This is a genomic window from Vibrio sp. 05-20-BW147, assembly GCF_013369385.1.
In the GTDB taxonomy this organism is placed as follows: Bacteria; Pseudomonadota; Gammaproteobacteria; order Enterobacterales; family Vibrionaceae; genus Vibrio; species Vibrio floridensis.
Map to the genome: position 1 here is coordinate 109,491 of NZ_SZTO01000009.1, position 23,825 is coordinate 133,315.

Genomic DNA, 23,825 nt, shown 5'->3' on the forward strand with positions numbered 1-23,825 from the left:
AGTTCAAGCGATATGGCGGTTGTAGTGTACGCTCCCGCTTCTATTGGTAATGTCAGTGTTGGTTTTGATGTATTAGGGGCGGCAGTGTCGCCCATTGATGGCACTTTGCTTGGCGATAGAGTCATGGTGAAAGCGGGGAATGAGCCGTTTTCGTTAAAGACGGCGGGTAGTTTTGTCGCAAAGCTGCCAAGCGATCCGAAAGAAAACATTGTTTATGATTGCTGGCGAGTATTCGCTCGCGAACTCGATAAAAAAGGGGTTGAGCTCAAGCCGCTTGAAATGACATTAGAAAAGAACATGCCGATTGGATCTGGACTTGGCTCTAGTGCTTGCTCTATTGTTGCCGCGTTAGATGCCCTCAATCAGTTCCATGCCAGCCCTCTGGATGAAATGGAATTGCTCGCACTGATGGGCGAAATGGAAGGTCAAATCTCCGGTGGAGTGCACTATGACAACGTGGCACCATGCTATTTAGGTGGTTTGCAATTGATGCTCGAAGAGCTCGGTATTATTAGCCAAGAAGTTCCGTGCTTCGATGATTGGTATTGGGTGATGGCCTACCCTGGCATTAAGGTATCGACGGCAGAAGCACGTGCGATCTTACCTTCTCAATACCGACGTCAAGATGTGATCGCACATGGCCGCCATTTGGCCGGCTTTATTCACGCTTGTCATTCAGGGCAGCCTGAGCTTGCCGCGAAGATGATCAAAGACGTGATCGCAGAGCCTTATCGTGAGAAACTGCTTCCCGGTTTTGCCGATGCGCGTAAATATGCCGCTTCTGCGGGCGCATTGGCAACGGGCATTTCTGGCAGTGGGCCGACACTGTTTAGTATTTGCAAAGACCAAGATGTTGCACAACGTGTAGCACGCTGGTTAGAACAAAATTACGTACAAAATGAAGAAGGATTCGTCCACATTTGTCGTTTAGACAAAAAGGGCTCAATTGTGACAGGAAGTGAGCTATGAAGCTTTACAACATAAAAGAAAATGACGAACAAGTTTCCTTTGGCCAAGCCGTGCGCCAAGGGTTAGGCCGTAATCAGGGGCTATTTTTCCCAGCAGAATTACCGAAATTTGACGATATCGATGCATTGCTTGCGCAAGATTTTATCTCGCGCAGCACTGCGATTCTTTCTGCGTTGATTGGTGATGAGCTAGCAGAAGACAAAGTTAACTCAATGGTGGATGCTGCATTCCAATTCCCAGCACCGATTAAACAAGTGAAAGAGGGAGTCTACGCGCTTGAACTGTTCCATGGACCGACACTCGCCTTCAAAGACTTCGGTGGCCGTTTTATGGCTCAGTCGTTGGCTGCGGTTTCTGATGGTGGGAAAATCACTATTCTAACGGCGACATCGGGTGATACAGGAGCCGCGGTTGCACACGCTTTTTACGGTATGGAAGACATCAATGTGGTCATTCTTTATCCGAAAGGCAAAATCAGCCCATTGCAAGAAAAGCTGTTCTGCACATTAGGCAAAAATATTCACACGGTAGCGATCAATGGTGACTTTGATGCGTGTCAGGCGCTGGTGAAGCAAGCATTTGATGATGCAGAACTGCGTGAACAGATTGGTCTCAACTCCGCAAACTCCATCAACATTAGCCGTTTGATGGCGCAAATCTGCTACTATTTTGAAGCAGCTGCGCAGATGAGTAAGCAAGAGCGAGAGAATCTGGTGGTGTCGGTACCAAGCGGTAACTTTGGTAACCTTACTGCGGGTTTGCTTGCGAAATCTCTGGGTTTACCGATTAAGCGCTTTATCGCTGCAACGAATGCTAATGATACTGTGCCTCGTTACCTAGAAACTGGTAAATGGGATCCAAAACCGACTGTCGCGACGACCTCAAATGCCATGGACGTGAGTCAGCCTAATAACTGGCCACGAATTGAAGAGTTGTGCCGTGTGAAAGAGTGGGGTTTGGAAACTTTGGGCAAAGGTGCTGTGTCTGATGAGCAAAGTGCGCAATCGGTGAAAGATCTCTATTCACTTGGTTACCTGTGTGAACCACATGGTGCGATTGCCTATCGTGTGCTGGATCAGCAGCTACAAGAAGGTGAAACTGGCTTGTTCCTCTGTACCGCACATCCGGCGAAGTTTAAGGAAGTGGTCGATGACATTCTTGGCAGTGACATCGATTTGCCAGCACCACTAGCAAAACATGCCGTGATGGAACTGCTTTCGGAAGATCTAGATGCCGATTTTGACGCATTAAAAGTGGTGCTTCGTCGCGTCCAAGCAGTAGCTTAATGGTTGTTATCTGAAAGAAAAGCTACAGCACACGCTGTAGCTTTTTTATCGAGCGAGCCTTTTACCGATTTTTGAGTATCAAAGGTTGAGAGAGCGAGTCAGTAGAATGGCGATGGTAAACATCATCGCAGCCACCGCAATGTCTATCCCCTTTTTCACTTTAGGCTTTGATAATGTAGGCCCTAGTTTTGCGGCACCCATGGAGAGTGCGTAGAACCAAGTGAATGATGCTAGCGTTGTTCCAATCGCAAAGGCAATGCGATCGTTCCCTTCGAATTGCCCACCAATGGATCCCAAAATTACCACCGTATCCAAATACAGGTGTGGATTTAATACTGTCACAGCCAAAGCACCCAAAATGACGGTTCTGCGTCCGCGGGCAACCACTTCATGATTTTTTTCTGCTTGTTCTGCGGGCTTGAAGGCGCTTTTTAATGACATTAGTCCGTATACGGTCAGAAATGCAATGCCACCCAGTGTGACAGCGGTAAGCAGCATTTCATTTTGTGAGAGAATGGCACCACCACCGAAAATCCCCAATGAAATAAAAATCATATCTAAAACGCTACAGATCGCGGCGGTTGTTAAATGGTGGTTACGTTTGATGCCCTGATTGAGAACGAAGGCATTTTGTGCCCCAATGGGAATAATCATGGTGGCACCTAAACCAAAGCCTTGTAGTAACACCCAAAAATTCACGATAAACCTCGGTAACAATGATCTAATGATAAAGAGAATGTGAGCAAGGTATCGTTATAATTGGTATAAGTATAATTAATGATTTTAATCCTATATAAGCAAGACTGATTTGTTTGAGGGAAGTGCAATGCGTGGTTTAGATTACAAATGGATAGAGGCATTAGATGCCGTCGTTGCGCAAGGTGGTTTTGAGCGAGCCGCGGAAGAGTTGTACATCTCTCAATCGGCGGTGTCGCAGAGAATTAAACAATTAGAGCGATTTTTGGCGCAACCAGTGCTAATACGTGAACAACCACCCAAACCGACACCAGTGGGAAAGAAGTTGTTAGGCTTGTATCGACGCGTGCGCATCCTTGAGCATGAGCTGATACCAGAGCTCATGAACGATGATGTGACGCGTCCTATTCAACTTGCTTTGGCAACCAATGCCGATAGTTTGGCGACTTGGTTGTTACCCGCACTAAAGGAAGTCATGACGCAAAGGCAGGTCGAACTGAATCTGACTATTTATGGGGAATCACGTTCAATCGACAAGCTAAAAAGTGGTGAAGTAGCAGGTGCGATCAGTTTAGAAGATCAGCCAATTGCTGGTTGTAAGGCTGATTATCTTGGCCGTATGGATTACGTCTGTGTGGCAAGTCCGGAGTTTTATCAACGTTACTTCTCACAAGGCGTGAATTATCAATCACTGCGTAAAGCACCAGCGGTGTCGTACGATCAATATGATGATCTACACAATCGTTTTTTGCACGACCATTTCAACATTTCTCGCGATTCCATCATCAATCATAATGTCGGAAGCTCAGAAGCGTTTGTTCGTTTGGCGCTTTCTGGTATCGCTTATTGTTTAATTCCTAAATTACAAATTGAGAAAGAACTTGCATCGGGAGTGTTGATGGATATTACGCCAGGCTTTTTACTTTCATATCGAATTTATTGGCATCATTGGCAACTTGAGACTGGTGTATTGAAAGAAATTTCTCAAGCGATTGTGAGCTACGCGCAGGCCAACTTACCGCAGTAGTTACCTTTTTATGACAGAGTCAAAGTTGTGTAAGAAATGGCCACAAGATATTGGTTAATTCTGCAAACCTTCTATTATCAAAACAGTTTCTCTAGAGAAAGGTCTATTGCATGAAGTGTTTTCGTACGAGTTTATTGCTTTCAGCTAGTTTAGTGTCGGGTTACGCATTAGCTCAAGCGCCAGATTTTGCCCATCTTTCAACGACTGGCTATGGTGAGGTCGTGGCTAAGCCTGATATGGCCGTATTTAGCGTGCAAGTGGTTGATTCAACCATGACGGCGGAATCTGCCAAGCAGTCGGTAGATGCAACCGTCGATACGTTTTTGGTCGCGCTGGCAAAAGCGGGCGTCGAGAAGCAAAGTATTACCAGCTCTAATCTTTATTTAGCGCCGCAATACCATTACCCGAAAAACGAGAAGCCTGATTTAGTGGGTTATCGTGCCTCACGCAGCGTGACTGTCAAAGTAGCGAATTTGGCGAACCTTAATGCTTATCTCGATCTTGCTTTAAATTCAGGGATCAATCAGGTCGACAATATTCAATTGCTGGTTAGTAATGAAGCGGAATATCAGCAACAAGCGCGTCTAGAAGCGATAAAAGATGCGCAGCAGAAGGCCAGTTTCCTAGCGCAAGGATTTGGTAAATCGCTGGGCGAGGTTTGGCAGATCAACTACAACCAGCCGAATGTTCAGCCTGTGTTGATGCGAACGATGATGATGGACGCTAAATCGGAAAGCAACAGCTATCAAGATTCGAGCTTAATCATTCGTGATCAGGTGGATGTGACCTACAAACTCGATTAGAAAAAATGTGAGTCCATAGCAAAGGGCAGGATAACCTGCCCTTTATTGTCTGTGTGATTTAGTGAAGGATACGAGAGCGGATGGTGCCTTCGATGCCTTTCAATTTCACTAATGCTTCTTCAGAACGCTCAGTTTCGACGTCAATCACCACGTAACCAATATCAGCGGATGTTTGTAGGTACTGACCAGCAATGTTGATCCCTTCTTCAGCAAAAATGGTGTTGATTTGCGTCAGAATGCCCGGGCGGTTTTGGTGAATGTGCAGCAAGCGTGAACAGCTGCGATGTTCTGGCAGTGACACTTCAGGGAAGTTAACGCTAGACAGCGTTGAGCCGTTGTCTGAATACTTCGCTAATTTGCCTGCGACTTCAACACCAATGTTCTCTTGTGCTTCTTGAGTTGACCCTCCAACGTGTGGAGTAAGAATCACGTTGTCGAATTTTTGCAATGGCGACTCGAAAGGATCTGCGTTGGTTGCAGGTTCTACCGGGAACACATCGATTGCTGCACCAGCAATATGACCTGATTCGAGTGAATGGCAAAGCGCTTCGATATCCACAACTGTGCCACGTGCCGCGTTAATGAAGATAGATCCTGGCTTCATGCGCGCAAACTCTTCTGCGCTCATCATGTTTTTTGTGTCTGGAGTCTCAGGTACGTGTAAAGAAATTACGTCACATTTGTTGAGTAGCTCACTCATTGTGTGCACTTGCGTTGCGTTGCCTAATGACAGTTTGTTTTCAATGTCGTAGAAGTAGACACGCATACCCAAGTTTTCAGCAATAATACCGAGCTGAGTACCGATATGGCCGTAACCAATAATACCAAGACGCTTACCACGCGCTTCGTAGGAATTGTCGGCACTCTTTTTCCAAATACCACGATGTGCCAAGGCATTTTTTTCCGGAATACCACGAAGTAGCAGAAGGATTTGACCCAACACTAGTTCCGCTACGCTACGCGTGTTAGAGAATGGGGCATTAAACACGGGAATACCACGTTTTGCCGCCGCATTCAGATCCACTTGGTTGGTGCCAATACAGAAGCAGCCAATCGCAACCAGTTTTTGCGCTGCGTTAATGACTTCTTCGGTTAAGTTGGTGCGAGAGCGAATGCCGATGAAGTGCGCATCTTTAACCGCTTCTAGAAGATCCGCATCCGACAAGGAACCCTTGTGGTACTCGATATTGGTGTAACCTGCCGCTTGTAGCACTTCTACCGAAGAAGGGTGGAGGCCTTCAAGAAGTAAGATTTTTATTTTCTCTTTTTCCAGTGAAACTTTGGCCATTGTTTTCGTCCTTAAAATGGAAAGGTGGGCTAATTTGGCGCACGTTAAACAAAATCGTTAAGAGCAGTGAAATTAACAGTTTTGGCGGAGGACAAACGTTTCCTTGTGCGTCTTCTGCTCAATAAAGTAACAAAAAATTTTTGTTTTGGGTAAGAAAATTACGGAATAAGAGATAATTTTCTTCAAGAAAGTCATAAAAAACGGCGCCCTTGGGCGCCGTCTGTAATCAAATAACGGAAAATAGCGCAAAACCAGCTATTTATTCCTCAATTTTGGCACCTTCTGGAGTGCCGGTGATGACCACGTCAGCACCGCGATGAGCAAAAAGACCGACAGTCACTACGCCTGGAATAGCGTTGATCTGATCTTCCAGCTGTTTTGGATTGGTGATCTTCATACCGTAAACATCAAGGATGACGTTACCGTTGTCAGTAATCACCCCTTCGCGGTAACAAGGATCACCACCAAGTTTAACCAATTGACGCGCAACGTATGAGCGAGCCATTGGGATGACTTCAACAGGAAGAGGGAAAGTCCCAAGAACATCGACAGCCTTTGTGCCATCGACGATACAGATAAACTTGTCCGCAATCGCCGCAACGATTTTCTCGCGAGTGAGCGCCGCGCCACCGCCTTTGATCATTTCACGATCTGCGTTGATTTCGTCCGCGCCATCAACGTAAATGTCTAAAGATGCGACTTCATTGCAGTCGAAAATTTTAATGCCTAGTGCTTCAAGTTTTTCTGTTGATGCAACAGAACTGGATACCGCACCTTTGATCTCTTCACTCATGGTTCCAAGAGCATCGATGAAGTGATTAACCGTTGAGCCCGTTCCTACGCCAACAATGCTGCCTTTTTCCACATACTTGAGCGCTGCCCAACCAGCGGCTTTTTTCATTTCATCTTGAGTCATGCTCATCTCCTGAATTGATGAAGGATAGTTTGTGCCGCGCGATTATAACGAGTTAGTTTGTGTTTTCCCATTGCCAGATTTGGCTTGGGGTCACGATCTTAGGCAAAGGAATATCCCAAACTTCGCAAGGTAGCTGCTCAACATGCTGGCAATCATGGGCGATACCGATAGGCTTGGCTCCTAAGCCAGTGCGAAACCAACGCTCTAAGGTGCGGTCATAGTAGCCGCCGCCCATACCGAGCCTTTGCCCTGTGCTGTCAAAGGCGACCAGTGGCGTACAAATTAAATCAAGCTCTGCGAGTGGGATGATATGACGTTTATCAAGCTTGGGCTCAAGGATACCGTAGCGGTTGTAGATCAAATCGGTGTGGCGATGGTAGTGCAGAAAAAGAAGCTGCCCTTTGGAAAAAGGATGGATGACTGGGAGATACACTTGCTTACCCAGCTCCCAAAGCCATTCAATCAACGGTTTGGTATCGAGCTCTCCGTCAGCAGAAAGATAGAGGGCGATGTGTTGCGCGTCAGTGAGTTCATCGAGCTGGGCAAAGTGAGCTGTCAAATCCAGTGCAGCTTGATATTGAGTATCACTGCATAATTGATTGCGTCTTTGGCGGATAAGTGTGCGGATGTCTTGCCGGGAAAGGTTTTGCATAGAGGATACCCCAGAGTGCCGTTGCGGATTTTGGCCCTTGAACCAGCTGGTTCAAGGCGGATCGGCAATGATTACCGTAGGCTTCTCGGTACGGGCCAAGCTTGCTCAATAGCGATCAAGTACCAACCCTTTGGTGTTGCTTATCGGCTCAGGGACGTCAATCCCGCGGACAAACACTCCAGGGTAAAATTCTTTACTGCGGCGATCCATGCGCGACTTTTGTTAACGCTTGGTCTAGCGACGTGGTTAGCTGCTCCATGCGCTCAACCATCAGTTGTTGTTGCTCATTACTTTGGCTACTTTTGCTATTTAGCTCGTAGCAAATGTTCAAGGCAGCAAAGGTGAGTAACTGAATTTCATTAGTAATTTTAGTTCGCTCACTCATCTCTTTCAAACGGGAGTCAAGATCTTTTGCTGCGGCAACCAATGCATCTTCCTGTCCTGAAGGACAGTTAACACGGGTGATTTTGCCAAGAATTTCAACGTCTACCGCTTGGTTGCTCATGATGGATTAACTCTATAACGCGCGAACTGAGATGCTGTACTCAACAACGACTGAGGAACAAACTATAGGTAAAGCGCTATCAAGATTCAAGCATTTCACAACGTCTTGAGATAAATGTGACAACAAGAAGTCAGTTATTGGACAATTTGCTCATTTGCTATGCAGAAAACGCGTTTATCATCGTTTTCGCTCAAGGCGCTAAATGGTAGGATTACTCCCCACAGATGATCACTATGAAGAAAGACAATGAGTAAAAATCAACTTCCAAGCTACCAAGTCGTTGCTGATGAAATGAAAATGGCCACTCTGGCGGTAACTCCAGCGGAGCTGCATGGATTACTTGCAGGCATGATCAGTGGTGGTTTGTCACAGCAAGATCAAAGTTGGCAGCCAATGTTGTTTGATTATACCAATGATGGCATGGGTTGGCCGAGTGCGGCGTTGGAACAGGCGCAAGCGTTGTTTAACGTGACTTCAGCTCAGTTAACTAGTGATGAAATGGTGTTAAACCTGTTGTTGCCAAACGCAGAAGGTGAAGATGCCATTTTTGCGCTGGCAGATGCCCTTTCTGATTGGGTTAATCATTATATTTCTGGTTTGGGCTTAGCGGGAGCTGCACTCAACAAGGCGTCAGAAGAGGCGAAAGAAGCACTGGCGGATCTCGAAGAGATGGCTCGTCTCGGTGTTGATGAAGACGACGATTTGCAAGAGCAAGCAGAGCTGCTGGAACACGTTATTGAGCATGTTAAAGCATGTGCGTTGCTGATCCATGCGGAGTTTGGCGCCAAAACGTCTTCCTCTGAAACCCCGACCATTCATTAATCTGAGGGGCGGAAATGACGCAATATGATGTTGTAATTGCTGGCGGAGCAATGGCTGGGGCGACGCTTGCTTTGGCACTTTCGCACCTGACGGATAATAAATTGAACGTCGCGGTTGTCGAACCTTATCAGGTTGATACCAGTCACCCGGGGTTCGATTCTCGCTCAATAGCACTCTCATATGGCACCGTTGATATTTTGCGTCGTTTCCAACTCTGGTCATCGATAGCGCCTTGTGCCACGCCGATTACGGATATTCACGTTTCCGATCGCTCTCATCTGGCAATGACCGATATTTCCGCACAACAAGTTGGCGTTGACGCACTGGGTTATGTGGTGGAGCTGGCAGATGTTGGGAGTATCTATCAGTCGTTATTGCAGCGTTGTGACTCCATTTCCCTCTACACCCCTGTCGCAGTGGAACGCGTGGAGCGATTCACGGATAGCGTTGCGGTGCATTTGAATAATGGAGAAACGCTGCAGGCAAAACTGCTGGTGGCCGCTGATGGGGCAGTCTCCAACTGTTGCCAGCAACTGGGCATGCCCCTTGCGCAGCATGATTTTGCACAAACCGCTGTCATTGCTAATGTCGTGACAGAACAGGCGCATCGTGGGCGTGCGTTTGAACGCTTTACTGAGCATGGTCCAGTCGCGTTGCTGCCGATGTCTGACAATCGCATGTCTTTGGTGTGGTGTCTGCCTCCGGATTTAGCTGAGCAGGTGATGTTGTTATCTGAAGAGCAATTTTTGGCACGTTTGCAGCAAGAGTTTGGTTGGCGGTTAGGTCAAATGCAAAAAGTGGGCATGAGGGCGAGTTATCCGCTGATATTACGTCATCGAGAACAGAACATCTCTCATCGCTTTGCTGTGGTAGGTAACGCGGCGCAAACCTTACATCCGATTGCAGGACAAGGGTTTAATCTTGGCATTCGCGATGTGGCCTCACTGGCAGAAGAGATCACCAAGCAGCTTGATGATGTTGGGGCGTATTCTTCTCTGATGCGCTTTAAGCAGCGCCGTTGTGGTGACCGACAAAACACTATTTGGATGACGACCAGTTTGGTACACCTTTTCTCTAATGATTACCTTGCACTCAGAGTGGCTCGCAACCTCGGGCTAGTGATGATGGATAATCTTTCTGGGCTGAAACAGCCACTATTACGCCAGACATTAGGTCTGGTGAGCCGATAGCGAGTAAAACAAAATGATACAAAGTGTGGATGTGGCGATCGTTGGCGGTGGCATGGTGGGACTGGCGCTGGCCGCGGCATTTAAAGACAGCGATTTGCGTGTAGCAGTGATTGAAGGGCAGGCTCCAAATCTGCAAATGAATGAACTGCCGGATGTGAGAGTTTCCGCGCTCAGTCGTTCCAGCGAACATATCTTAAAAAATCTGGGTGCTTGGCAATCCATTGTGGAAAAACGAGCCTCTCCTTATGTGGCGATGGAAGTGTGGGATCAAGACAGTTTTGGCCACATTGACTTTAGTGCGGATGCGATGGCACAGCCGGATCTTGGCCATATTGTTGAAAATCGTGTCATTCAACTGGCACTTTTGGAGCAGGTTAACAAGCTGGATAATGTGATGGTGCTGATGCCTTGTCAGTGTCAATCGATGAGTGTAGGAGAGAGCGAAGTGTGGTTGTCGCTCGACAATGGTCAGGCGCTCACGGCCAAATTGGTGGTTGGTGCAGATGGCGCCAATTCTTGGGTTCGACGTCAGCAGGATATCCCGCTAACTCATTGGGATTATGGCCATTCTGCGATCGTAGCCAATGTTCGCACCGTCGAGCCACATTGCTCAGTTGCACGTCAAATTTTTACTCCTCAAGGACCTTTGGCCTTTCTGCCAATGTCTGAAGAGAACATGACCTCGATTGTGTGGTCGACTGAATCACTGCGCGCAACGAGTTTGATGGCGATGTCAGACAGTGAGTTCAATAAGGCGCTGAGTGCCGAATTTGATATGCGTTTGGGACTGTGCGAAGTGGTTGGGGAGCGTTTTAGCGTACCACTGAAAATGCGTTTTGCTCGAGATTTTGTCAAAGAGCGTGTCGCCCTGATTGGTGACGCTGCACACACAATCCATCCTTTGGCGGGGCAAGGCGTGAATTTGGGCTTGCTCGACGCTGCCAGTCTGGCGCAAGAGATCCTCGCGCTTTGGCAACGAGGTGAAGACATTGGCGCCAAGCGCAACCTGCGTCGTTTTGAGCGTTGGCGTAAAGCGGAAGCGGCGCAAATGATTGCCGCGATGCAGGGTTTTCGAGAGTTGTTTTCCGGCTCTAATCCATTGAAAAAGTTCTTACGTGGCGTTGGTTTGACAATGGCAGGGCACCTTCCGGGCGCTAAAGATCAAATCATGAGACGTGCGTTGGGATTGGATGGCGAGCTTCCTGAGTTGGCGAAACGTCGTCAACCAGAGCTGAGTCGCTCATAGTGAGAATAAAAAGAAAGGGCTGAAAATTAGCCCTTTCTTTTTTGAATTCAGTTGGTTATCTTGTTTTATCGACAAGACAATTAAGCGTAGGCACAGCGCAGCTTCATGATCTCCTGATTGACTTCTTTCACGGTTTGAAAATGCTTTTGCTCAGCTTTTGCTGGCAGGATCAATTTACCATTATCAAACTCAAATTTTCCTACGCCGTAAATGTAAATTCTTCCCTTAAATAGTCGACTCACGTGTTTAGCAATCATACCTGGTGTATAGCGCTTAAACAGTCTCATACTTACTTTCCTTTTTTCTCAATCAGCTCCGCTAGTCTAACAGTTACTGTGACTTAAATGTGTGACATCTCTGGATTAAAATAGAGCTAAGTCTTTCGTGTTTAGATAATTGTGCTGAGCTAGACAAATTTCCCCATAATTGTCCTCAATTTAGTGAGGTTAAGCTCAAAATGGTCATGCAAACGGAACCTTAACGTTATCTGTCTCTTTTCGAATCATGGTCACTCATGTTTTACGTGACGCATTAAGCAATAGTTTTGTTACAAGAATAAGAATAGTTGGTAATTATTTGTTACGCACTATGAGGTGGCTATTTATGGGGAAAAGATTCACTCGAATAGGTTGGAGCCTAAAAAAAAGCCCGCAACAGCGGGCGAATAGTCACAGATGCATTACACAAAAGTGGATTTCCTGACTAAGGTCAGTGGATTCACTTGGGTCAACTGAACGCTCATTGAGCGGTCAATCAACAAATTCAGGTTATCCTAAAATAATCGCTGTGACTATTTATGTTTTTAATGTGACTAAAAATCCCATTGGGATTTTTCTGTTGATTTGAAGTTGATCACAAATTGTGAGCGCAATCGATTACTTTTGGTGTGTTGGGAATGTGCCTAGCTCACTAGAACGACAAATGTCAGCCCAGATGGGGGTGCTGAGTTGAGCTAGGCTTGTTAACGATAAAGCCACTCCTGCCATATTGTTTCCGCTGCTGATGGTGACCATCGACTCCGCTTGGAGTGCATGGTCAAAGACAATCGGCATAGGGGTTTTCAGTAACAGGGGAGTCACGGTGCCCAGTTGATATCCTGTAATTGCATAAATTTGCGAACTGTCAACACAGGTCATGCGCCGATAATCCATTAATGCTCTGACTTTTTTCGGATCAACAGCGCGATCGCCTGGTGCACACGCCAGTACATAGCGATCACTCATATCACGCAGCAAAATGCATTTGACCATTTGCGCAGGACGAATCCCCCGCTGTTTGGCTGCGTCTTCGATGGTGGTGGCTGGTGTTTGATGAGGCAACAGACGATAGGGCACCTGTTGCTCATCAAGGTAGCGGGTCAATGCTGTGGACAAATCACTATTCGTCATCGAGGGAATACGGTAGGGGCTCTCGTTGCCACAATTGCTCACTTTGACCTGCTAGGCGAAATTGCGTCTCGGGCTCTAGGTCATTTGGTAGCACAAAAAGTCCGGTCGCTCGTCCATCATCAAAGTGATAACTCACCAAGGCTTCACCAGCCGCGCGCCAGTTATCACCCACACTGCGTTCCAAGCTGATCGTTGCCTCTGTGGCTGATGGTGCTATGGCGCCGGAGAGGCGATACAGAGCTCGCTTGTTGATGCCACGATATTTGGCTCGTGCAACGGTCTCTTGGCCTGTGTAGCAGCCCTTTTTAAAGCTGATGCCATTCACCGCCTGCAAATTTACCGCTTGAGGAATGTGCTCATTTTGGGCAAAAGCAGGGATGCGTGGAGCGACTTCTAGGATATCGTAAAGATCCCAAAGAGCGTGGTCACACAACAGTGCTGTCGCCAACATGGCAAGCACTTCATCTTGTTGGTTTGCATCTACGACCAATAACCAGCGCTGTGGTGAGATCTTTACCGCTGTCCCTTGGGCAAAGGTTACCACTGCCGCCTCTGCATTGTTGGTCAGTTTCGCGATGGCTTGTTCCGCTTGTACACCGCAAACGCCCAGCAAGATGGCATCGCTAACATTGATTTCAACCTTGGCAAAGACGGCGTATTTTTTGAGTTCACGCAACTCCACGTCAATGGCTGACTTATCTTGCAACATTGCGTAGCCATCGGCGTAATGAAACAGACGAAAGGCACTCCACAGCTTGCCTTTTGCATCGCAGTGGCCGCCCCAAGTCACTTGATCCGCTTCTAAGGAAACGACGTCGCAAGTCACCTGACCTTGAAGGTACGATTTTTTATCGTTACCTGTCATGGTTATCAGACCAAGATTATCTAATAAGCTGACGGCGAGCTCTGGTAACGCTTGTTGGCTGCCAAGCGCGCATCGTTGGATTGGTTGAGTCGATTGCATGTTATTCGCTATCCATAAAGTCGATTTGTTGAGGTATGTTAATCTGCAAGTGACCATTTGTCAGCAGAGGAAATGTAGGGGCTTCCCTTTGTTGAGATGCGATTGCTACTCAGTTTGTGACATATCTACTAGTGGCAAATCGGTAGCCTTGTTACACTCCGCGCTAAATTATAAATACTTTGGTGGGGAATAGCCGATGTACACTACAGAAGAAAAAGCACGTATCCGCTGGGCATGTCGCCGTGGCATGTTGGAGTTGGACGTGGTTGTTATGCCTTTCTTTGAAGAGTGTTTTGATAAGCTCAGCGAACAAGAACAACGTGATTTTGTCTCTTTATTGGAGTGCGATGATCCCGATTTGTTTACTTGGGTGATGGGGCATGGACGAAGTGAGAATCTTGGTCATGCGTCAATGGTAGATAAAATTGTCGCACACAACCTCAGTAAGGTTCGTTAACCTTAGCCTCAAGATCTCACGGAACGCCCAAATAGTGAACCGCATGCTTTGCGCTTGTTTGGTTTGGGCGTTGCTCTTTTCGCCCCTTCCTTTGGTGCTCTTTTTCCCTCTCACTTGTCTTTTGATGCGGTCCGGTTGGTCTACAGAACTTCTCAATCCGTCACTGACTGGAGTGGTGAGAGTGTATCGCTCTGGTTCGGTGAAACAACACCAAACAACACGTTACCTTACTTCGGTGAATCGACACTTTTTGTGGTGGTTTGTTTCTGTTCGACTGAATGATGGAGAGCGTTTGTTATTGTGGAAAGACAGTTGCGATGATGTCAGTTACCGGCAATTGCAATTAATTTTGACGCAATGGCAACAAAAAAGGGAGCCAAACGACTCCCTGTAATGCTTGGTGCGATTATGACTCCGGCGTCAAAATCGTCGGGCCACTGTTTTCAAGTTGCTCAGGGTAATCCAGAGTATAGTGTAAACCGCGGCTCTCTTTCCTTTGCATCGCACAACGTACCATCAGCTCCGCGACTTGCAGCAAGTTACGCAGTTCGAGCAAATTGTTAGAAACGCGGAAGTTACTGTAGTACTCATGCGTCTCTTGTTGCAACATTTGAATGCGACGCAGTGCGCGCTCAAGACGCTTATCAGTACGAACGATGCCCATGTAGTCCCACATGAACAAACGAAGTTCATGCCAGTTATGTTGAATGATTACTTCTTCATCACTGCAGGTCACTTGGCTCTCATCCCAACTCGGCAAGCTTGGTGGAAGCGTTACTTCTTTGTGCTTTTTCACGATGTCTTTTGCCGCAGACCAAGCATAAACCACGCACTCCAACAAGGAGTTGGACGCCATTCGGTTGGCACCGTGGAGGCCAGTATAGCTCACTTCACCAATGGCATAGAGATTGTCGAGATCCGTTTGTCCTTGAGTATTGACCATGACGCCACCACAGGTGTAGTGCGCAGCGGGCACGATAGGGATTGGCTCTTTGGTCATGTCGATACCTAAATCCATTAGGCGAGAGTGGATCATCGGGAAATGTTTGGTAATGAATTCAGCGGGTTTGTGGCTGATATCGAGGTACATGCAGTCAGCGCCAAGACGTTTCATTTCGAAATCAATTGCGCGAGCCACGACATCTCGGGGAGCCAGTTCTTCGCGCGCATCAAAATCTGGCATAAAGCGAGAACCATCCGGACGGCGTAGGTAGGCACCCTCACCACGCAGTGCTTCGGTGAGGAGGAAGTTACGAGCTTCTGGGTGGTATAAACAGGTTGGGTGGAATTGGTTAAACTCCATGTTTGCCACGCGACATCCGGCACGCCAAGCAATGGCAATGCCATCTCCAGAAGAGACGTCTGGGTTAGAGGTGTATTGATACACTTTCGATGAACCGCCTGTCGCGAGCACGACAAATTTGGCTCGGACCGTTTCTACGTGTTCTTCGTTTCGGTTCCAGACATACGCACCGATCACTTTTTTCTTGTCACCGCCGATTTTGTCTTCGGTGATCAAATCAAGAGCATTGTGGCGCTCTAAAACATGAATATTAGGGTGGTTGTGAGCGTTATCTTGCAGCGAGGTCTGCATCGCCATGCCCGTTGCGTCGGCTGCGTGCAAGATGCGTCGATGACTATGACCGCCTTCGCGGGTTAAGTGGTAGCGAGGTTGGTCATCGGAATCGTCTTCCTCACGGTCAAAGGGCACACCGCCATCAATGAGCCACTGCACACACTCTTTGGCGTTTTCAGCGATAAACTTTACCGTCGCTTCTTCACAGATACCGTCTCCGGCAATCAGAGTGTCTTGAACGTGTGATTCAATACTGTCTGACTCATCGAAAACAGCAGCGATGCCACCTTGGGCGTAGTAAGTCGCCCCTTCACTACGTGGTCCTTTACTAAGCACAATCACTTTGCAGTGATTAGCTACGCGCAAGGCCAACGACAAGCCAGCAGCTCCGCTGCCCACCACTAACACATCACATTCATGTTCACGGTTTGCGTTCATAAAATTTTCAAAATCCCGGTCTAAAGTGGCACTGGCCACCTTGTATAAATCCGCACATCATGTGCTTCCAGTACACGCAAAAACACCAGTTTGCACCGGTAAGAAAAGGCTATCTGAAATTAATGCCATTGCTTTTCTTACTCTGTCCCTCCAAAATCAGCGACAGAGAGTGTTTATTACATCACATTGCGCCTAAATTTTTGACAAAAAAATGCACTTAATTGGGAACTTTCTTGACGAGCGCAAGTCACAATAGTGCTCAAGTAAGCAGTGGTGTCAATACTACATTTTGCATAATTATTGCTCATATCTGAAATGTATGGAGCATAACGAATAGGAGTATCCGCTCGAATGAACGAGCAGTTGACCGATCAAGTATTGATTGAGCGAGTTCAGAGTGGCGATAAGCAAGCATTCAATCTTTTGGTGGTGAAGTACCAAAACAAAGTCTGCAATCTTATTTCCCGATACGTTAGTAATCCTGGTGATGTCCCTGATGTAGCGCAGGAGGCTTTTATTAAAGCTTACCGAGCTATTCCAAGTTTTCGTGGTGAAAGTGCCTTTTATACTTGGTTGTATCGCATCGCAGTGAATACGGCGAAAAACCACATTGTTGCCCAGAGCCGTAGGCCACCCGCCAGTGATGTGGATGCTGATGAAGCTGAATTATATGAGACAGGTAACGCTTTGAAAGAAATTTCGAACCCTGAGAACCTCACGTTGTCCAATGAGTTGAAGCAAGTGGTTTTTAGTGCGATCGATGCGTTACCAGAAGACTTAAAAACAGCAATGACTCTACGAGAGCTTGATGGCTTGAGCTATGAGGAAATTGCAGAAGTAATGGATTGCCCTGTAGGAACGGTACGTTCGCGTATCTTCCGTGCTCGTGAGGCGGTGGAAAAGAAAATTCAACCTCTTTTACAACGCTAGTACCAGTAACAACAATGGTGAATTAGAATGGCTGACAAAGAAAAGCTTTCGGCGCTCATGGATGGCGAAATTGTCGATAAGGCTTTGATCAAAGAGATCGCTCAAGACGATGACGTTTTGGCCTCTTGGCGCAATTACCACTTAATCGGTGATGTTATGCGTGGTGAAGCACCGCAACAGCCCGAGTGGAATATTGCTGAAAGTGTCGCATTAGCGTTGGAAAACGAACCCGCGCACAGTTTACATCAGCAAAAAGTCATTGAGCTTACTCAGATGCCTCCAGAGTCACAACCTTTGCCACAACAGGCAAGAAGGCAGTTACCAGCGTGGTTGTCTCAGTTTGGCCAAGTGGCCGTTGCGGCGTGTGTGTCCCTTGCGGTCATCCTTGGCGTGCAACAATACGGTGGCAGTGATCCCGCGGTGCCTCAAGCGGATCAATTACCTGTGTTGCAGACCATTCCGTTTGCCGGCAGTGCTGAGCCAGTGAGTTTGACACGTGAATCAGTCGAAAAGTCGATGAGCGAATCGTCAATTCAAGAGCAGCGTAAACGCGTTCATGCTATGTTACGTGATTATGAGCTCCAGCTAAGATTAAATAGTGACTCATCTCATATCGCAGGTGAGCAATCTACATCGGAAATTGAATGAAGAAATTCCTGTTCAGTGTCTGTGCTCTGTTCAGTGTGATGACTCCCCAAGCCTTTGCCAGCGATAAGCCGGCGGAGGCTTTATTGCATCAAATGAGCGAAGCCAGCCAAAATTTGAGCTACGAGTTAGCTTATATTCTTATCAAAAAAAACAGCATAGAGCCGTTACTGTATCGACATGCCAGTAAAGAAGCGCAGCAGTATGCGCATCTGATTTATCTTAGTGGGCCTGTACGCGAAGTGATTAAACGTGGCCATGAAGTCAGCTATATAGAACCTGGTGTGGAGCCGTTTACCATTCAAGCCGGAGAAATGGTTGCCCCGGTCATGCCTATGTTAGGCAGTGACATTGAACAACTGCATAAGTTTTATGATTACGTGCAAGTCGGCCGAGCACGTGAAGCTGGCTCTCCTACGCAAGTGATCCGTATTGTGCCGAAAGATGGGTTACGTTATTCCTACGTGGTTTGGATTGATGAGCAGAGCAAGCTGCCTTTACGCGCCGACCTAGTGGATCGTGACGGTGAGGTGATTGAGCAGTATCGTGCCATTACATACACCGTGAATCAGAAAATTGCCGACCTAATGAGTGGTCTTGAAGATGTGCAGTTACCTGCTGTTTTGACTTTACCGAAAGGGGAAGTGGAGAAGAGCAACTGGCGTGTGTCATGGACACCGGAAGGATTTGTTGCCAACGACCTAAGTCGTTATCGCTTGGCATTGACGGATCAAATGGTGGAAAGCCAACTTTTCACGGATGGTTTGTTTAGTTTCTCTGTTTATGTTGCAGAGAAAGACGATCATTCGCTGAAAGGCCAGCTAGTGCGTCAAGGCCGCCGCACGTTACATAGTGTAGTGGTGGGTAAACATGAAATTTCTGTGGTGGGTGATATTCCACCCGCCACCGCTCAGCGTATTGCTCAATCGGTCACCTTTACGGCTGAAGTTAACCAGAGTAAGGCAAAACCGCAATGATGACCGCACTGGCCACTGTTACCCAAGTCACTCAACATGAGAGTGGTTACCAAGTAGCGTTAAGTTGTGAGCAGCAAACCAGTTGCAGCAGCTGTTCATCGCAAAAAAGCTGTGGTACTGGGGTTGTCAGTAAAGCGTTTGGTAACAAAAACTTACATTGGCAACTTAAGACCTCTCGAATCTTAAAAGTGGGCCAGGTGGTTGAAATCGGCATTCCGGAGCAAAGCCTTCTACAATCGGCGATGTTGGTTTATCTATTGCCTATACTTGCTATGTTGGTCGGTGCCTTGTGTGCTCACTTTGTTCTTGCTCCTTGGCTTGGTATGGGCGAAGGGCTGGTGGTTTTAACTTCAATGCTCTTTGTGGCTGTTGGGGTTATGTTGGCCAAAAAACTGGCTGTGCCACTTGAACAAAAAAGTGCGTCACAAGTGTCTTTGATTCGAGTCTTTGGTGAGCCTATCGCCTAAATTATGATGCGCCCACAGTTGAAATTGGGTAGAATCTGCCAACTTAACAGAAATGCCGCCAATGAGCGGCGTTTCTATGTCCCAGAATTACAGAGTTTAGTCACCCCAAATCTATGAAGCACATTCGTAATTTTTCGATTATCGCCCACATTGACCACGGCAAATCGACCCTATCAGACCGTTTAATCCAAGTGTGTGGTGGATTAAGCGACCGTGAAATGGCAGAACAAGTCCTAGACTCAATGGAGCTAGAGCGTGAGCGTGGAATTACCATTAAAGCGCAGAGTGTGACTCTCGACTATACAGCCAAAGATGGTGAAACCTACCAACTTAACTTTATCGATACTCCGGGACACGTAGACTTTTCTTACGAAGTATCTCGCTCGCTGGCCGCGTGTGAAGGTGCTTTGTTGGTAGTGGATGCCGGTCAGGGTGTTGAAGCTCAAACGCTTGCGAACTGTTACACCGCGATTGAAATGGATTTGGAAGTCGTTCCAATCCTAAACAAAATTGACTTACCAGCAGCAGAGCCAGAGCGTGTTGCGGAAGAGATTGAAGACATCGTAGGTATCGATGCGATTGATGCGGTTCGCTGTTCAGCCAAAACAGGTCTTGGCGTTGATGATGTGCTAGAGAAGATCGTTTCCGCGATCCCGGCGCCAGAAGGCGATCCGGATGCACCATTGCAAGCGCTGATCATTGACTCGTGGTTTGACAACTACCTTGGCGTTGTCTCTCTTGTGCGTATTAAACACGGCAAGCTGAAGAAAAACGACAAGATCAAAGTGATGAGTACGGGGCAAGTTTGGGGTGTAGACCGTTTAGGTATCTTCACACCAAAACAGATCGATACGACGGAACTCAACACCGGCGAAGTAGGCTGGGTGGTTTGTGGTATTAAAGACATTCTAGGTGCACCCGTTGGTGATACGTTAACTCTGGCGAAAAATGGCGCAGAGAAAGCGTTACCAGGTTTTAAGAAAGTGAAACCTCAGGTATATGCTGGTCTATTCCCTGTTTCTTCGGATGACTATGAAGCATTCCGTGATGCGCTAGGTAAATTGAGCCTTAATGACGCCTCGTTATTCTACGAGCCAGAAACTTCTGCGGCGCTCGGTTTTGGTTTCCGCTGTGGCTTCCTTGGAATGCTGCACATGGAGATCATTCAAGAACGTTTAGAGCGTGAGTACGACCTTGATCTCATCACCACGGCGCCAACGGTAGTTTACGAAGTCCTGACCACTGGCAAACAAGTTATCTATGTTGATAGCCCGGCGAAGTTACCAGCCGTGAATGACGTTGCAGAGATTCGCGAACCTATCGCACGTTGTAATATTCTTGTACCAGCGGATTACCTAGGTAACGTGATTACCTTATGTATTGAAAAGCGCGGCACTCAGGTTGACATGGTTTACCACGGTAACCAAGTTGCACTGACGTACGATATTCCTATGGCGGAAGTGGTTCTTGATTTCTTTGACCGTTTGAAATCTACCTCGCGTGGTTATGCGTCGCTTGATTACGGTTTCCAACGTTTTGAAGAATCGAACATGGTGCGTGTGGACGTGTTGCTAAACGGCGACAAAGTGGATGCTTTGGCGATCATTACTCATAAAGATCAGTCACAAACACGTGGCCGTCAGTTGGTAGAGAAGATGAAAGAATTTATTCCTCGCCAAATGTTCGACATCGCTATTCAAGCCGCAATCGGTAACCACATCATTGCTCGCTCTACGGTAAAACAGCTACGTAAAAACGTATTAGCGAAGTGTTACGGTGGTGATGTGAGCCGTAAGAAGAAACTACTGAAGAAGCAGAAAGAAGGTAAGAAACGCATGAAGCAGATCGGTAACGTTGAGCTACCGCAAGAAGCTTTCCTAGCGATTCTCCATGTAGGTAAAGACTAATAGTTTGAACTTACATCTTGCTTACCAGTCATAAGACGGTAGATATCCATTAAGTGAAAGGGTTACGGCTCTTTCACTTTCGTATTTTTTAGATAAGGGAAGTCCATGGCGAATACATTCTCACTGATTTTGGTCATCGTCACGCTGATCACAGGTGTGGTTTGGTTGCTCGAAAAACTGGTTTGGGCCAAGAAACGCCAACAAAAAGTGGCGGAGATTGAAAGCCAAACGGTTAATGGGTTAGATGCACAAACTCTCGCAAAGGCGAAAATGCAGCCTTGGTGGGTGGAAAACAGTGTCTCTATCTTCCCGGTTATCGCCTTTGTTTTGGTGTTACGCTCTTTTATCTATGAACCGTTTCAGATCCCTTCAGGCTCAATGATGCCAACTCTGCTCGTGGGCGATTTTATTCTGGTGGAGAAATACGCTTATGGCCTGAAAGATCCGGTTTGGCGTACTCAATTGGTGGAAACAGGTAAGCCTGAGCGTGGCGATATCGTGGTATTTAAATACCCACCGTCACCGAGTATTGACTACATCAAACGAGTGGTCGGATTGCCGGGCGATACGGTGCGCTACAATCGCCAAAAAGAGATTTGCATTCAACCTAAAGGGCAAAGTGCATGTGAAGTCGTCAAACGCAACAATGTTGTGGAGAGCGAATTTAGCCAAGACGGCATTCCTCTTATTCAAACGGACGAACAGCTTGGCGATGTAAAACATCAAATTTTGGTTAATCCACTGCGTCAAGACCGAGTCGAAGCCTATGCGCCTCGCGCTGGTGTTAACGAGTGGGTTGTACCACAAGGTCAGTACTTTGTGATGGGGGATAACCGTGACAACAGTGCTGATAGCCGTTACTGGGGCTTTGTACCAGAAGCTAACCTAGTCGGTAAGGCGGTAGGTATCTGGATCAGCTTCGAGTTTGACCGAAGCGTAGACAGTGTGCTGCCGTCTTGGATTCCGACTGGGGTGCGTTTTAACCGCATCGGCGGTATTCACTAACTTTGATGATTATCGGAAAAGTATGAATTCTCCAATTGAGAAACTAACCAGACAGCTCGGCTATCAGTTTAAAGATGACGAGCTGCTCAGTTTGGCGCTGACTCATCGCAGCGCCAACAGTAAACACAATGAACGTCTTGAATTTCTGGGCGATTCAATTTTAAGTTTTGTCATTGCTGATGAACTTTATCATCGTTTCCCGAAGGTGAATGAGGGAGACATGAGCCGCATGCGAGCGACGTTAGTGCGCGGAAACACATTGGCAGAGCTAGGCCGCGAATTTGGCTTGGGAGATTACTTAAAATTAGGTCCAGGCGAGCTGAAAAGTGGCGGTTTCCGCCGTGATTCTATTTTGGCTGACGCCGTAGAAGCCATTATTGGTGCTGTCTATCTTGATAGTGATCTAGAAGTGGTGCGTGGCATCGTTTTGAGTTGGTATGCTTCTCGTTTGGATGCCATCAAACCTGGTGTTTCGCAGAAAGATCCTAAGACGCGTTTGCAGGAATTCTTGCAAGGCAGAAGAAAACCGTTGCCAGTGTATACTGTGACTAATATTAAAGGTGAAGCACACAATCAGGAGTTCACGGTTGAGTGTGATATCGCGGGTATGGATAGACCCGTTGTCGGTAGAGGTACCAGCCGCCGCAAGGCAGAACAAGCGGCTGCGGAATTGGCTCTGGAGCAGTTAACCAATGGCTGATAATGAATTTGATATCGATGCGTTTTTCTCGACAGAGAAGAAAAGCACGTCTTCTGAAAACCAGCACTGCGGTTTTATCGCCATTGTTGGTCGTCCTAATGTGGGTAAATCGACCCTACTGAACAAGATTCTTGGTCAGAAAATTTCGATTACCTCCCGTAAGCCGCAAACTACACGTCACCGTATCATGGGTGTCGATACCGATGGCGACTATCAAGCGATTTATGTTGATACTCCGGGATTGCACATCGAAGAGAAACGCGCCATTAACCGTTTGATGAATCGTGCCGCTAACTCGTCGTTAAGTGATGTGAACTTGGTGTTTTTCTTGGTTGATGGTACCCATTGGACTAACGACGATGAAATGGTACTGACCAAGTTGCAGAAAGCGAACTTCCCAGTCGTGTTGTGTGTTAACAAAGTCGACAACGTCCAAGATCGCAATGACGTGATGCAGCACATGATGGAAATGTCGAAGAGAATGAACTTCGTCGATGTGGTGCCCATTTCTGCCAAACAGGGTAAAAACATCGATGTGTTGCGCAAGCACGTTCGTGACCACTTGCCAAAAGCAGTGCACCATTTCCCTGAAGAGTATGTGACGGATCGTTCACAGCGTTTTATGGCGTCTGAAATCGTGCGTGAAAAACTGATGCGTTTCACCGGTGATGAATTGCCATACTCAGTGACCGTAGAGATCGAACGTTTCGATTACAACCCAGAAACCGATGGCTTCCACATTAACGCCTTAATTCTTGTCGAGCGTAGTGGTCAGAAGAAAATGGTGATTGGTAAAGGTGGTGAGAAAATCAAAACCATTGGTCGTGAAGCGCGCCTCGATATGGAAGAACTGTTTGGTCGCAAGGTTTACCTAGAAACTTGGGTGAAAGTGAAATCAGGTTGGGCAGACGACGAACGTGCGTTGCGCTCACTCGGTTACATTGACGACCTCTAACTCGGTTAGCGAGAGT

Annotated in this window: 26 protein-coding genes and 1 other RNA gene; 17 read left to right on the forward strand and 10 right to left on the reverse strand. The window is 47.1% G+C overall.

Going from position 1 to position 23,825, the window contains the following annotated elements:
- Nucleotides 1-12 precede the first annotated feature (12 nt).
- Both thrB and thrC read left to right on the forward strand, forming a co-directional pair.
- Nucleotides 13-969, forward strand: a complete 957-nt coding sequence (thrB, locus tag FC652_RS10085) for a homoserine kinase (protein WP_176298497.1) — start codon at nt 13-15, stop codon at nt 967-969.
- On the forward strand, nt 966-2,255 hold the full coding sequence (thrC, locus tag FC652_RS10090) for a threonine synthase (RefSeq protein ID WP_176298463.1): 1,290 nt from the start codon (nt 966-968) through the stop codon (nt 2,253-2,255). The genes thrB and thrC overlap by 4 nt, the downstream gene beginning before the upstream one ends.
- Before the next feature lie 78 nt (nt 2,256-2,333).
- Here the strand turns inward: thrC and FC652_RS10095 are convergent, their stop codons facing one another.
- Nucleotides 2,334-2,954, reverse strand: a complete 621-nt coding sequence (locus FC652_RS10095) for a LysE/ArgO family amino acid transporter (RefSeq protein WP_176298464.1) — start codon at nt 2,952-2,954, stop codon at nt 2,334-2,336.
- A 127-nt stretch (nt 2,955-3,081) separates the two neighbouring features.
- On the opposite strand from FC652_RS10095, the gene FC652_RS10100 reads away from it, so the two are divergent.
- Nucleotides 3,082-3,978 (forward strand): LysR family transcriptional regulator ArgP, encoded by an 897-nt coding sequence (locus FC652_RS10100; RefSeq protein WP_176298465.1) that lies wholly within the window; start codon nt 3,082-3,084, stop codon nt 3,976-3,978.
- A gap of 110 nt (nt 3,979-4,088) precedes the next feature.
- Nucleotides 4,089-4,781, forward strand: coding sequence for an oxidative stress defense protein (locus FC652_RS10105; RefSeq protein ID WP_176298466.1), 693 nt, complete (start codon nt 4,089-4,091; stop codon nt 4,779-4,781).
- Nucleotides 4,782-4,839: 58 nt separating this feature from the next.
- Here FC652_RS10105 and serA read toward each other — a convergent pair whose 3' ends face one another.
- From serA to zapA, 5 genes are all read right to left on the reverse strand, one after another.
- Nucleotides 4,840-6,069: a phosphoglycerate dehydrogenase gene (gene serA, locus FC652_RS10110; protein ID WP_176298467.1), complete on the reverse strand. Its 1,230-nt coding sequence runs from the start codon at nt 6,067-6,069 to the stop codon at nt 4,840-4,842.
- Between the two features lie 259 nt (nt 6,070-6,328).
- A complete protein-coding gene (gene rpiA / locus FC652_RS10115) occupies nt 6,329-6,985 on the reverse strand; it encodes a ribose-5-phosphate isomerase RpiA (protein WP_043877321.1) in 657 nt (218 codons plus the stop codon).
- 52 nt (nt 6,986-7,037) lie between these two features.
- Nucleotides 7,038-7,637 (reverse strand): 5-formyltetrahydrofolate cyclo-ligase, encoded by a 600-nt coding sequence (locus tag FC652_RS10120; protein ID WP_176298468.1) that lies wholly within the window; start codon nt 7,635-7,637, stop codon nt 7,038-7,040.
- A 3-nt stretch (nt 7,638-7,640) separates the two neighbouring features.
- Nucleotides 7,641-7,825, reverse strand: a non-coding RNA gene (ssrS, locus tag FC652_RS10125) — 6S RNA.
- Between the two features lie 5 nt (nt 7,826-7,830).
- Nucleotides 7,831-8,142, reverse strand: a complete 312-nt coding sequence (zapA, locus tag FC652_RS10130) for a cell division protein ZapA (protein ID WP_176298469.1) — start codon at nt 8,140-8,142, stop codon at nt 7,831-7,833.
- A 246-nt stretch (nt 8,143-8,388) separates the two neighbouring features.
- Between zapA and FC652_RS10135 the strand changes: the two genes are divergently transcribed.
- Genes FC652_RS10135 through FC652_RS10145 form a run of 3 tightly spaced genes read left to right on the forward strand, consistent with a single transcriptional unit; the run spans nt 8,389 to nt 11,400 of the window.
- Entirely contained in the window at nt 8,389-8,964 is a 576-nt protein-coding gene (locus FC652_RS10135) for a YecA family protein (protein ID WP_176298470.1), read from the forward strand.
- A 14-nt stretch (nt 8,965-8,978) separates the two neighbouring features.
- Nucleotides 8,979-10,154, forward strand: a complete 1,176-nt coding sequence (ubiH, locus tag FC652_RS10140; RefSeq protein ID WP_176298471.1) for a 2-octaprenyl-6-methoxyphenyl hydroxylase — start codon at nt 8,979-8,981, stop codon at nt 10,152-10,154.
- Nucleotides 10,155-10,167: 13 nt separating this feature from the next.
- Nucleotides 10,168-11,400 (forward strand): FAD-dependent 2-octaprenylphenol hydroxylase, encoded by a 1,233-nt coding sequence (locus FC652_RS10145; RefSeq protein WP_176298472.1) that lies wholly within the window; start codon nt 10,168-10,170, stop codon nt 11,398-11,400.
- Nucleotides 11,401-11,480: 80 nt separating this feature from the next.
- Here FC652_RS10145 and FC652_RS10150 read toward each other — a convergent pair whose 3' ends face one another.
- From FC652_RS10150 to ygfZ, 3 genes are all read right to left on the reverse strand, one after another.
- Nucleotides 11,481-11,687, reverse strand: a complete 207-nt coding sequence (locus FC652_RS10150; protein WP_011079489.1) for a DUF1107 domain-containing protein — start codon at nt 11,685-11,687, stop codon at nt 11,481-11,483.
- Between the two features lie 588 nt (nt 11,688-12,275).
- A complete protein-coding gene (locus FC652_RS10155) occupies nt 12,276-12,788 on the reverse strand; it encodes an aminoacyl-tRNA deacylase (protein ID WP_053542048.1) in 513 nt (170 codons plus the stop codon).
- On the reverse strand, nt 12,778-13,752 hold the full coding sequence (ygfZ, locus tag FC652_RS10160; protein WP_176298473.1) for a tRNA-modifying protein YgfZ: 975 nt from the start codon (nt 13,750-13,752) through the stop codon (nt 12,778-12,780). The genes FC652_RS10155 and ygfZ overlap by 11 nt, the downstream gene beginning before the upstream one ends.
- 196 nt (nt 13,753-13,948) lie before the next feature.
- Between ygfZ and FC652_RS10165 the strand changes: the two genes are divergently transcribed.
- Together FC652_RS10165 and FC652_RS20840 are read left to right on the forward strand one after the other, a co-directional pair.
- Nucleotides 13,949-14,209 carry a succinate dehydrogenase assembly factor 2 gene (locus tag FC652_RS10165; RefSeq protein ID WP_011151170.1) on the forward strand — a complete coding sequence of 87 codons (261 nt, stop codon included), beginning with the start codon at nt 13,949-13,951 and terminating at the stop codon, nt 14,207-14,209.
- A 43-nt stretch (nt 14,210-14,252) separates the two neighbouring features.
- Nucleotides 14,253-14,603: a hypothetical protein gene (locus tag FC652_RS20840; RefSeq protein WP_336886310.1), complete on the forward strand. Its 351-nt coding sequence runs from the start codon at nt 14,253-14,255 to the stop codon at nt 14,601-14,603.
- Nucleotides 14,604-14,615: 12 nt separating this feature from the next.
- On the opposite strand, the gene nadB is transcribed toward FC652_RS20840, so the two are convergent.
- Nucleotides 14,616-16,223, reverse strand: a complete 1,608-nt coding sequence (nadB, locus tag FC652_RS10170) for an L-aspartate oxidase (protein ID WP_176298474.1) — start codon at nt 16,221-16,223, stop codon at nt 14,616-14,618.
- 351 nt (nt 16,224-16,574) lie between these two features.
- On the opposite strand from nadB, the gene rpoE reads away from it, so the two are divergent.
- The 8 genes from rpoE to era all read left to right on the forward strand — a co-directional run bounded on the left by rpoE (nt 16,575) and on the right by era (nt 23,809).
- Nucleotides 16,575-17,153, forward strand: coding sequence for an RNA polymerase sigma factor RpoE (rpoE, locus tag FC652_RS10175; RefSeq protein ID WP_038941456.1), 579 nt, complete (start codon nt 16,575-16,577; stop codon nt 17,151-17,153).
- Between the two features lie 27 nt (nt 17,154-17,180).
- Nucleotides 17,181-17,801: a sigma-E factor negative regulatory protein gene (locus tag FC652_RS10180; protein ID WP_176298475.1), complete on the forward strand. Its 621-nt coding sequence runs from the start codon at nt 17,181-17,183 to the stop codon at nt 17,799-17,801.
- Entirely contained in the window at nt 17,798-18,775 is a 978-nt protein-coding gene (rseB, locus tag FC652_RS10185) for a sigma-E factor regulatory protein RseB (protein ID WP_176298476.1), read from the forward strand. Before FC652_RS10180 ends, rseB begins: the two co-directional genes overlap by 4 nt.
- Nucleotides 18,772-19,242 carry a SoxR reducing system RseC family protein gene (locus tag FC652_RS10190; RefSeq protein ID WP_176298477.1) on the forward strand — a complete coding sequence of 157 codons (471 nt, stop codon included), beginning with the start codon at nt 18,772-18,774 and terminating at the stop codon, nt 19,240-19,242. Before rseB ends, FC652_RS10190 begins: the two co-directional genes overlap by 4 nt.
- Before the next feature lie 113 nt (nt 19,243-19,355).
- Nucleotides 19,356-21,149: a translation elongation factor 4 gene (lepA, locus tag FC652_RS10195; protein WP_176298478.1), complete on the forward strand. Its 1,794-nt coding sequence runs from the start codon at nt 19,356-19,358 to the stop codon at nt 21,147-21,149.
- Between the two features lie 105 nt (nt 21,150-21,254).
- Complete coding sequence (gene lepB, locus FC652_RS10200) at nt 21,255-22,154, forward strand: signal peptidase I (protein ID WP_038969401.1); 900 nt, start codon at nt 21,255-21,257, stop codon at nt 22,152-22,154.
- Between the two features lie 22 nt (nt 22,155-22,176).
- Nucleotides 22,177-22,854, forward strand: a complete 678-nt coding sequence (gene rnc, locus FC652_RS10205) for a ribonuclease III (protein WP_176298479.1) — start codon at nt 22,177-22,179, stop codon at nt 22,852-22,854.
- On the forward strand, nt 22,847-23,809 hold the full coding sequence (gene era / locus FC652_RS10210) for a GTPase Era (protein WP_176298480.1): 963 nt from the start codon (nt 22,847-22,849) through the stop codon (nt 23,807-23,809). The genes rnc and era overlap by 8 nt, the downstream gene beginning before the upstream one ends.
- Nucleotides 23,810-23,825 lie beyond the last annotated feature (16 nt).